We start from the raw sequence: 9,962 nt of genomic DNA, 5'->3' as shown, positions 1-9,962 counted from the left end.
ATACGCGCCGCCGGTCTTGCCCGGCGCAGGTGACTAAAAAGCCCATATATTTCCTTGTGGGTCATTTCGTGCAACGGCGAAAAGTATTACCACCTCTGCCCAAACTGAGAAGTAACAAATAAATTCAATCTCGCAATGACATCGATAAACTGCAATTTGTCCCAAGACGCACAATTCTTCAAACGCAAAACCTCCGAATCTCCCCCAGCCTTTTATAAAGATTCTTCCCCGGACAAGTTGTATCATTCACATCCCGATGCCCCACAATCACGCCCTTTCCCAGCGGGTCAAGTCCATATTTTTTGCAAAGCCACCGACAAAGCTCCTTGACCGATTGCATCTGCGCATCCGTCGGCTTACCGATATCAAAATTTCCCGCCAGGCAAATCCCCAAAGAATGCTTATTGTGCCCTAGCGCATGCGCGCCTATCGCCTTCGGACGCCGCCCCTGCTCAATCATGCCATCTTTGCGAATCAGATAATGATAGCCAATCCCCGCCCATTTCCGTTCTTCCTGATGGAATTTATGAATCTCCGCTGCTGTAGAATCCTTATCCACATCCGGAAATCCCGTATGATGAATGACCAAAGCATCCGTAACCGAACGCTCTTCATATTCCGTAAACTGAAAAAAGCGTTTATAAATCATCGGCTCATAATAAGAAGCCTCCACGATTTTCTGCCCATCTGCCACGCCAAGCAAACAGGCCGCCCCCAAACACAAAAACTCCCGCCTGTTCATCACAAGCCCCCCTTACCAAAATTCCAATCCGCTCTCCACCAATCTTTATATACCTCCAACATTTCGCCTCCCGCCCAAATAAATCCTGCCTGCGAAATCACATCCCTATACACCATGACATAAAAGCACCTGCACCAAGAAACGTCTTTACCAAACGTAACTTGGCGCAGGTGCTTGCTTTTTGACCGGAGCGCACTGCCGAAGGCTGGCTCCAAAAAGAAAAATCTAAGTCAACGCTGAAAGCCGCGACGTGGTAACCGGAGCATTTAGCTAAGTTAACGGTATTAGCGAAGGAGCCATTTGCGCACAGGTCAAAAAGTAAGCACCTGCGCCGAGCCACTGCCGTCCCTTACAATGCACTCCATCAAACGCCCAATCGTTGTAATCGATAATGCTGATACCCATTCAAGATAAGCAGCACTAGCAGCGACATCCCCAGCATCACAATCGCCACCGCCGCAGCCGCCTGATAATCAAACTGCTCCAGCTTTGTCATAATGAGCAGCGGCGCAATCTCCGTTTCATAGGGCATATTCCCCGCGATAAAAACCACACTGCCATATTCGCCAATCCCCCGGGCAAAGGCCAGGGCAAAGCCGCTAATCAGCGGTGTCACAAGTTCCGGGAAAATCACCTTGCGAAAGATCAGGAATTTCCCCGCCCCCATAATGGCCGCCGCTTCCTCCAAGGAACCATCCAAATCCCGGAGCACCGGCTGGACACTACGCACGACAAAGGGTATCCCCACAAAGATAAGCGCAATGGTTATGCCCACCGCCGAAAACGCCGACGGAATACCTGCGGCATAGAAGAACTGGCCCAGCCAGCCATTTTCCACATAGAGCGTGGTCAGTGCAATGCCCGCCACTGCCGTCGGTAGGGCAAAAGGCAGGTCGATAAGCCCATCCATCAAACGTTTGCCGGGGAAATTATAGCGCACCAGCACCCAGGCCAAGAGCAGTCCAAACACGGCATTAATCACGGCCGCCGCAAACGCACAGCCAAAGCTCAGCATATAGCCATGCACCATGCGGTAATCCGTCACCTGCCGGATAAAGCTTTCTCCGCTCATGCCGCTAGCATAGAGTACGAACGCGCCCAGCGGCAAAAAAATCAACAACGACAGATAGAAAAACACAATCCCCAAGGCGACCCCGCCGCCCGGAATAACCTGCCCCAGCCTCAGCATAACACTTCCCCCTTACACTTACTTCTGATAAATCTGGTCAAAGGTGCCGCCATCGGCAAAATGTTCCTTTTGGGCTTTCGTCCAGCCACCAAAGGCATCATCAATGGTAAAGAGCTTGAGTTCCGGGAACTGGCCCTTGTACTTTTCAAAAACCGTCTTATTGCGCGGACGATAGAAATTCTTGGCGGCAATTTCCTGCCCGTTTTCGGAATAGAGATAGTTGATGTAGGCTTCAGCCACCTTGCGCGTGCCCTTCTTGTCCACGACCTTATCCACCACCGCAACGGACGGCTCAGCCAGAATGGACAGGGACGGCGCCACGATTTCATAATCCGGCGAATCCTTCAGCGTAATCAAGGCTTCGTTTTCCCAGGCAATCAGTACATCGCCCTGACCGCGCTGCACAAAGCTGGTCGTTGCACCACGGGCACCGGAATCCAGCGCCACTACATTCTGAAACAGCTTTTTGATAAAGCCTTTGACCTGCGTTTCATCGCCATTGAATTTCTGACGGGCATATTCCCAGGCCGCCAAGTAATTCCAACGGGCACCGCCGGAAGTCTTGGGATTCGGCGTGACGATTTTCACATCATCCCGTACCAAATCGTCCCAGTCGTGGATGTTCTTGGGATTGCCCTTGCGCACGAGGAAGACAATGGTCGAAGTATAGGGTGCGGAGTTATCGGGAAATTTCTTCAGCCAATCCTTGTCGATAAGCCCTGCCTGCGCGATTTCGTCCACGTCATACGCCAGAGCGAGCGTCACGACATCCGCCTCCAAGCCTTCAATGACCGAGCGGGCCTGCTTGCCGGAACCACCGTTGGACTGACGGAATTCCACATCCTGACCGCTTTCCTTCTTCCATTCCCCCGTAAACACCTGATTAAATTCGGCATAGAGTTCGCGGGTCGGGTCATAGGACACATTCAAAAATTCCCCTGCCCCTTTGCTGTCGGCATTATTTGCCGCCTGTTCACTGCCGCAGCCGGCAAAACCGATTGCCGTTAGTATTCCTAATGCCACACTTGCCGTTTTCCACCACTTCATTATGATTACCTCCCCAACATAAATATAAATAATTTCCTATATAAAATAAGAGGCTCCACAAAATTCCCCGCAAGGAATTTGTGGAACCTCCAATTTTTTTGGTCAGTTCACTGAACCGTATTTACTTCACACAAGCATTTAACACTTGTGTTCATTTGCGATGACCTTATGTTACACTATTACACCTATCATGTCAATAGGCAAGGCAAAATTTTACCTCCGTTTCCTCAGCAGCCGTATCCTCTGCCACTGCCTGGTCGAGCACGAAATGAATGAATTCATCTACGGCATCCTGACTCGGCACCTTGGCGGTATACATCTGATTGCCCATCTGCGGCACCATCATTTCCGGCATGCGCTCACACATAACCAGCTGCGCGCCATAGCGCTCCATAATTTCGCCATGGGTATGCACATACTGATGGCAGTCACGGCGGCTGGCATAGACACAGTAACAATGCTCACCGCTGTCCGGCAGTTTCCGATAGTTGTCCGTCACCATGTCCGCCCAAACCTGATACACATCGGTGGAATGGGCAAAGTCAATCATATCCGGCGTATAGCCGCCCGCAGGGCGCATATTGACTTCGAGCCCTACAAAATCCCCAACATCGCCCAAGCCCGCCTTTGCCTTGGTCAGGCGGAAAAATTCCAAATGGACAAAGCGGCTCTTGACGCCAAACGCCTTGACCGTAGCCCGGCCTACTCCTTTTAACTCTGCCGGGGCATGCGCAGCCGTATAATAGGATAAGTCTAGCTGTTTGAGCACGATATCCATAACCGAAGGCGGCCATACCGTCATGGACTCCAACAGCGGTTTGGAATCGGCATCGATAATGGCATCATAAGAGCAGATATCCCCGGTGATAAACTCCTCCATCACATAGGGCACAGGCAGATTTTTGGCAAAGAATTCCTGCAAATCCGCATCATTTTCAAGCTTGAATGTATCGCAGGCACCAACGCCCACATCCGGCTTGACGATTACCGGGTAATCCACTACCGCGATAAACTTCCGCGCCGCTTCAATGTCCGTGATTTTATGCAGACGCGCCGTCGGCACGCCCGCCTTGGCATAAAACTCCTTCATGGCGGACTTGTTCTTGATGCTGGCAATATTTTCATACTGGTAACCCGTGGTCACATGAAAATCCGTGCGCAAACAGGCATCCTGCTCCAGCCAGAATTCGTTATTGGACTCAATCCAGTCAATCTTCCCGTGCTTAAAGGCAAAATACGCCACCGCGCGGTACATCTGTTCATAGTCCGACAAGTCCGGCACGAAATAGTATTCCGTCAGGGAATCCTTCAGCCGCTTGTCCAACGCATCATAAGGACAGTCACCAATCCCCAGCACATTCACGCCATTTTTATGCAGGCGGTCACAGAAATTCCAATAATGCTTGGGAAAATGCGGGGAAATAAATACAAAATTCATTTGCTATTAGCCTCCAATTCTTGTTTCACCCAGCATATAGGGCAGGAAGTACAAAATCTGCTTCTGCCACCAACACCAGTCGTGGTTCACATCATAACCCCAAAAATCCGTCCAGCCATGAATCCCCTTGGCGTGGAAAATATCGCCCATAATGGCGGTCGTACGGCGGCCTTCGTCTTCCCAGGCGCCCTGACCGACACAGAGAATGATGGGCTTTTCGTTGTACTGCCGGATATACGGATGGTCAGGCGGCATCTGCGCCAAAAAATCCATCGGCGAATTTTCATAAAGTGTTTCATTCAGCCAGCCATCAAAGAAGAACTTGGCATCGTAAACGCCCGACAGGGACAATATCCCCGCAAAAAGTTCCGGACGGCGCAGGAACAAAATCGCCGCATGCAGACCGCCCAAACTGCAGCCGGTCACGATGGGCAGTCTGCCCGTGCCATTCCTGTCCGCGATAAAGGGCAAGACCTCCGCCACGATATAGTTATAATACGCTTCCTGACGGCTGGCACGCCAGCCCTTATCTCCCCAGACATTTGACCAGGTTTCCGTATCCACCGTATCCACGCAAAAGAGCTGTATCCTTCCTTCATTTAGATACCCAGACAGCGTATCAATCATGCCGAAGTTCTCGAAATTATCGCTCATGGCATCCTGCGTGGGAAACACCAAAACAGGCGTCCCCTTGTCCCCATAGATGCGGATGCTCATATCCCGCTGCAAGCGCTCACTGTACCAACTGATATGTTCTTTTACCATTTCATCATCCCCCTTATCCCTTCTTAAGAAAAACTCCAGACTTTTCCCGTCTGGAGTTTACCCGTTATTTATCTTTGACTTGTCAAATACCATCGCCATCCATAAACCGCTGTTTTTCCAAACGGTCAAAATGGGTAACTGTACCCTGTTTTACGATGATGCTCAAGCGGCCATAATAAAGGCTGGCAAGCTCCCGCTCAATGGTGCGGCGCAAATTCCGCTCGGTATCCTCCGACCATTCCGCAGGTTTGGGAATGCCCTGCCAAGGATGCACACGCATCTTTTCGGTACGCTCCACCTGAATCAGAACACCATTTTGGGCAATCAGTACCACTTCCCCGAAGTACAGGCCCCGTAAAACCGACATAATGTAATTCAATACATCAACAGGTACATCCTTCATACACATCTCTCCTAAATGACGATAGCATTATGTTACACTATTACACCCATCATGTCAATGGGTGTAATGAAAAATGTTAAATTTTTGCTAAAGTGTCATTCAGTTCAGAAAGATATTCTTTATCCTGCCCCAAAAAGTTCAAGGCGTAGTTAATGTGCAAATCGGCGGCAACCTCCACCGCTTCTTCTGCCGGTGCCAGTTTTTCGCTATGAAGCACTCTGGCTGAGTCCGAACCCTCCCTGGCGGTTCCTACATGTGCATATACGCCGGGAACGTCCTTGATGTACTCGGCAAAATCATCGGCGGCAAAGCCAAAGACCGGTGCTTCAGAAATCGTCACCTTATCCTCGCCCAAAAGTTTCCGGGCAATCTGCGCTGCTTCTTCCCGCGCTTGTTCATCGTTAATCAATGGGCTGGCATTGCAATCGTAGGTCACTGCCGCCTGCACACCGTACACTGCGGCTATATTTTCCGCCAGCTCGTGAATTTTCGCCTTGAGCTTTTCACGGTTTTCCTCTGAGAAGACCCGAAAACTGCCTTCGATAAGGGCACTATCAGCTACAATATTATAGGAAGTTCCTGCCTTAAAGACGCCAATGCCCACATTGACCGGTTCATCCGACGGCAAAAGCCTGCCCGAAAGCTTGCTGATTTCGCCCACCAATACCGCGCCTGCCTGCAGGGCATCCCTGCCCAGATGCGGTTTTGAAGTATGCGCTTTCCTGCCCGTCAGATTTATGCGGAAAAAATCGCAGGAGGCCGCATCTTCCTTGCGCGAAAACACCAACGTCCCGACTGGCACATCGGGGGCAATATGAACGCCAAAAGCCCTATCGTAATTGTTTAAGAGTCCCTGCTCCCGGAAATACTGCGAACCATGACCAAATTCCTCCGCCTGCTGAAAGACCAGCAGTACCGTACCAGCAAAGCGGTCTTGCAGCTCGGCAAGTTTCTTGGCCGCCGCCAGAAGCGCCGCCGTATGAATATCATGGCCACAGGCATGCATGACACCTGGATTTACGGATTTATAGGGTAAATTCGTCTGCTCCTCAATGGGCAGTGCGTCAATATCCGCCCGCAGGAGAATCGTTCTGCCATTGTCACGGTGCCCCTTTATCCACGCAAAGGTTCCGGTTTTCTCCACTTCCTGATATTCTATGCCAAACTCGGTCAATTTTTCCCGAATGAATTTCGCCGTATTGTATTCCTGATTGCTCAGTTCCGGATGCTGATGCAGCCATCTGCGGCATTCCCGGGCAAATCCGCTGTCACAATGAAACATATCGCTCCCCCCGTTCTCAAATAAAATATTCAATCGTCCGTTCTGCCGTAAGTTTATTGCGGGTATCAAACAGCAGGACCGCCTCCCGCTCCCCTGCACGCCCCAAAGCATACGGCGCAACATCCTCCCGGTTAAAGCAGGAAAAAGGCACAACGCGGTTATAGGACAGTGGCTGCGACAAGGTGCATACAATCTCCTCACCGAACGGATTTTCCGTCATATAATACGGGTCAAAAAGATAAATCTTTTCCCCATCCCGCTTAGTCAGCAATACATAATGTTCCCCGTCCATATGCAGGCGCACGACCACCACGCCGCCACGGTTCAAGGCATCCACCACCAGACTGTTCTCGCCGAAATACACCGCTTTGCCCGAAAGATATTGGCTTTCGATAGGCAAAAGCCCTGCCTCGCCCACACCGGACAGCCAGCGGGATAAAAACATCATCGCCATGCGGGAAGTGCCGTTTTTGCCGGGCACACCGCCTTTGCCATAGCAATCCAGCGAATAAATCATGATGTTGCGCAGGATTTCCGGCTGAATTTCTTCGCGCTCAAACAGATAGGAAATCGCGTTGAGCATGGAGGTCGGCCCGCAATCATACTCCGATACCTGATAACGCAAGGGATTTTTCATAAACAGGTCACCTCTCCTACATACCTAATAAAAAAGAGGTTTTGCACAGAATTCACGTTCTTGCAAAACCTCCGGTTATCCAGTCAGTTCTTTCGTCCACCTGACGATGACCTTATGTTACAACATTACACCTATTATGTCAATAGGCTTTAATTTATTTTGCCAAAAAAATTTTCCCACCGCCAATAATATGGCCCTGCTCATCGTAAAATACCGCCGACTGACCGGGTGCCGGAGCGCGGACAGGCTCGGCAAAGTTTATCTTTATCTGGTCGTCAGCGATACGCTGCAAGCTGGCCGCCGCACCTGCATGGTGGTAGCGTATCTTTACCTGCGCTGAAACATCTTCGCCTTCTACAACCTCACGCGACATAAAGCACAGGTCTTTACAGAAAACTTCCTGCGTGTATAGCCCTTCCTCACCGCTTATGACCACTTCATTGGCGGTGGCGCGTATCTCCTTGACATAAGCAGGATAGCCTAACGCCAGCCCCAAGCCTTTCCGCTGGCCTACGGTATAATGGATAATCCCCTTATGCTGACCCAAAACCTTGCCCGTTTCATCGACAAAATTCCCCGCCGCCGTCAAATCCTTATCGCTGTATTCCTCGATGTAATCGGTATAACTGCCCTCGGTAACAAAACAGATTTCCTGTGAATCTTCCTTATCCGCTACATTGAGCCCTGCTTTGCGGGCAATGTCCCGCACCTCGGCTTTGGTCAGCCTCCCCAAGGGCAGAATGGTACGCGCAAGCTGTGCCTGCGTGAGTTTGTAGAGCATATAGGACTGGTCTTTCTGCTTATCTGCGCCCGCCCGCAGGGTATAGCGGCCATTTTCCAGCCGCTCAATGATGGCATAGTGACCGGTCGCCACATAATCTGCCCGCATGTGGGTTGCCACACTTAACAGCTGCTCCCACTTCACATAGCGGTTGCATTCCACGCAAGGGTTGGGCGTGCGCCCCGCTTCATAATCCGCCACAAAAGGCTTCGTCACATAATCATGGAAACATGCCACCGTATTCCAGGGATAATAGGCAATACCCAAAATATCCGCCGTCCGAGCGGCCTCATCGATCTCACAACACTTGCTGCTGCCACTCTCCCACGATTTTAACGTAATGCCAATAACCTCGAAACCTGCCGCCTTCAGCAAATACGCCGTCACCGCACTGTCCACCCCGCCGGACATGCCCACGATTACCTTACCTCTGCTCATAGCCAAAAATTCTTCCTCTCTATCGTTCACTGTCCATGATGACCTAATGTTATACTCTTTAGCCTATCATGTCAATAGGTATTTAAGTGCGCAGGTTTACAAGTTGACACATCAAATGTCAAAAGTATATACTTTACTATTAAAAAGATAGTGTTTCATTATTTTTGTACAGTCATGCTGTATTTATAAGCAATCTTAACAAATATTGTTAAAGATTTTTACAAATTTTATTGTTCATTAACTGCTCTCGACATGCCGAGTATTGGATAAGTCCGCACCAGGCAAGCGGTCTACGCAGCAACTACCACAACCGGACGCAGCACTACGCCCTCTATCCCGTCTGCCGAAACATTCGGGAATACTTTTCTCATTATCTGGAAAGCTCCATTAACATCAGCATTTATGAGTCTGCCATTGTTTGCTCGGAACAGTCCGCGATGTATCCTGCGAGTCTTGTCATAGTTTTCCTTTACCGGGTCTTCTTTATCCAGGAATGATGTACCGCTCGTATAGCTTTCTTCCGTCAGGAGGACCGCTATGCCTCGTTCTCTTGCTTTGTACTCAATCATCTGGATAAGTCTGGCAAAAGGAAGCTGCACAAAGTGCTGGTTGACTCGCCGGGATAATTTACTTTCCTGCTTCCATTCCTTGTTTTGTCCTATGACAATGGTATTTATCTCCAGTTCTGTACATTTTTCAACTATCAATTTACTGGCCTTATGCATGTAGTCAGCAATCTTACGATTCCTTTTTGCCGTAAAATGCCGAATCCTATTAGACGAATACTGTCCGGTCATTTGTTGACAGACACTTTTCAGGCAGGCCAGTTTCTTGTTGTAGAATTGGTTTATGGACTTTTGCACCCGCCCATTTACAATCAGTGGGGTCACTCCTGTGTTCGTTGCCATTGTCAGCAGGTTATCCACGCCTATGTCTATACCCGCATATCTGCCGTTGTCCTCTTTTTGCGGAGCCGCCTTTATGGTATAGACTATCTCCATGACAATATTCGTTCCATCGGGGATAAACCGCACCTGCTGAAATGTATCAAACTCCCGTTGGCTTTCTTTGTCTTTCATAAATTCGGGAACTGCCTTGAAACCACGAAAAGACCTGGGAAATATGACCTCGGCTCCCTTCAGCCTGCAATTCTGGTTTGTCAGCACCAGTATGAATTTGCCGTTCTTTTCCTTATATTTCGGCAGCTTTGGACGGCCAAGATACTTTTCCTTGTGCTCCT

General features: G+C 49.8%; 10 protein-coding genes. All 10 read right to left on the bottom strand.

Annotated elements, in window-relative coordinates:
• Positions 1 to 178 precede the first annotated feature (178 nt).
• A complete protein-coding gene (locus G598_RS0114465; protein WP_026767537.1) occupies positions 179 to 742 on the bottom strand; it encodes a peptidoglycan recognition protein family protein in 564 nt (187 codons plus the stop codon).
• A 364-nt stretch (positions 743 to 1,106) separates the two neighbouring features.
• Entirely contained in the window at positions 1,107 to 1,931 is an 825-nt protein-coding gene (gene cysT / locus G598_RS0114455; RefSeq protein ID WP_026767536.1) for a sulfate ABC transporter permease subunit CysT, read from the bottom strand.
• A gap of 18 nt (positions 1,932 to 1,949) precedes the next feature.
• On the bottom strand, positions 1,950 to 2,978 hold the full coding sequence (locus G598_RS0114450) for a sulfate ABC transporter substrate-binding protein (RefSeq protein ID WP_026767535.1): 1,029 nt from the start codon (positions 2,976 to 2,978) through the stop codon (positions 1,950 to 1,952).
• A 193-nt stretch (positions 2,979 to 3,171) separates the two neighbouring features.
• Positions 3,172 to 4,416, bottom strand: a complete 1,245-nt coding sequence (locus G598_RS0114445) for an ATP-grasp domain-containing protein (protein ID WP_026767534.1) — start codon at positions 4,414 to 4,416, stop codon at positions 3,172 to 3,174.
• 6 nt (positions 4,417 to 4,422) lie between these two features.
• Entirely contained in the window at positions 4,423 to 5,181 is a 759-nt protein-coding gene (locus tag G598_RS0114440) for an esterase family protein (protein ID WP_026767533.1), read from the bottom strand.
• Positions 5,182 to 5,263: 82 nt separating this feature from the next.
• Entirely contained in the window at positions 5,264 to 5,584 is a 321-nt protein-coding gene (locus G598_RS0114435) for a YezD family protein (protein WP_026760252.1), read from the bottom strand.
• A gap of 76 nt (positions 5,585 to 5,660) precedes the next feature.
• Positions 5,661 to 6,866, bottom strand: a complete 1,206-nt coding sequence (locus tag G598_RS18150) for a M20 metallopeptidase family protein (RefSeq protein ID WP_051180380.1) — start codon at positions 6,864 to 6,866, stop codon at positions 5,661 to 5,663.
• Between the two features lie 16 nt (positions 6,867 to 6,882).
• Positions 6,883 to 7,503, bottom strand: coding sequence for a peptidase C39 (locus G598_RS0114425; protein WP_026767532.1), 621 nt, complete (start codon positions 7,501 to 7,503; stop codon positions 6,883 to 6,885).
• Positions 7,504 to 7,657: 154 nt separating this feature from the next.
• On the bottom strand, positions 7,658 to 8,722 hold the full coding sequence (gene mnmA / locus G598_RS0114420; protein WP_026767531.1) for a tRNA 2-thiouridine(34) synthase MnmA: 1,065 nt from the start codon (positions 8,720 to 8,722) through the stop codon (positions 7,658 to 7,660).
• Between the two features lie 290 nt (positions 8,723 to 9,012).
• The coding region (locus G598_RS0114415; protein WP_026767530.1) for an RNA-guided endonuclease InsQ/TnpB family protein at positions 9,013 to 9,962 on the bottom strand (950 nt) is incomplete at its 5' end.

This window comes from Selenomonas ruminantium subsp. ruminantium ATCC 12561, from assembly GCF_000424065.1.
GTDB classification, from domain to species: domain Bacteria; phylum Bacillota; class Negativicutes; order Selenomonadales; family Selenomonadaceae; genus Selenomonas_A; species Selenomonas_A ruminantium.
The sequence above is the reverse complement of the archived record's forward strand: the minus strand, read 5'-3'. Positions and strand labels throughout refer to the sequence as shown.

What these genes read in the sequence shown, in the direction of transcription:
- G598_RS0114465 (WP_026767537.1), bottom strand. Translation starts at nt 742, where the DNA reads ATGAACAGGCGGGAGTTTTTGTGTTTGGGGGCGGCCTGTTTGCTTGGC.
- cysT (WP_026767536.1), bottom strand. Translation starts at nt 1,931, where the DNA reads ATGCTGAGGCTGGGGCAGGTTATTCCGGGCGGCGGGGTCGCCTTGGGG.
- G598_RS0114450 (WP_026767535.1), bottom strand. Translation starts at nt 2,978, where the DNA reads ATGAAGTGGTGGAAAACGGCAAGTGTGGCATTAGGAATACTAACGGCA.
- G598_RS0114445 (WP_026767534.1), bottom strand. Translation starts at nt 4,416, where the DNA reads ATGAATTTTGTATTTATTTCCCCGCATTTTCCCAAGCATTATTGGAAT.
- G598_RS0114440 (WP_026767533.1), bottom strand. Translation starts at nt 5,181, where the DNA reads ATGGTAAAAGAACATATCAGTTGGTACAGTGAGCGCTTGCAGCGGGAT.
- G598_RS0114435 (WP_026760252.1), bottom strand. Translation starts at nt 5,584, where the DNA reads ATGAAGGATGTACCTGTTGATGTATTGAATTACATTATGTCGGTTTTA.
- G598_RS18150 (WP_051180380.1), bottom strand. Translation starts at nt 6,866, where the DNA reads ATGTTTCATTGTGACAGCGGATTTGCCCGGGAATGCCGCAGATGGCTG.
- G598_RS0114425 (WP_026767532.1), bottom strand. Translation starts at nt 7,503, where the DNA reads ATGAAAAATCCCTTGCGTTATCAGGTATCGGAGTATGATTGCGGGCCG.
- mnmA (WP_026767531.1), bottom strand. Translation starts at nt 8,722, where the DNA reads ATGAGCAGAGGTAAGGTAATCGTGGGCATGTCCGGCGGGGTGGACAGT.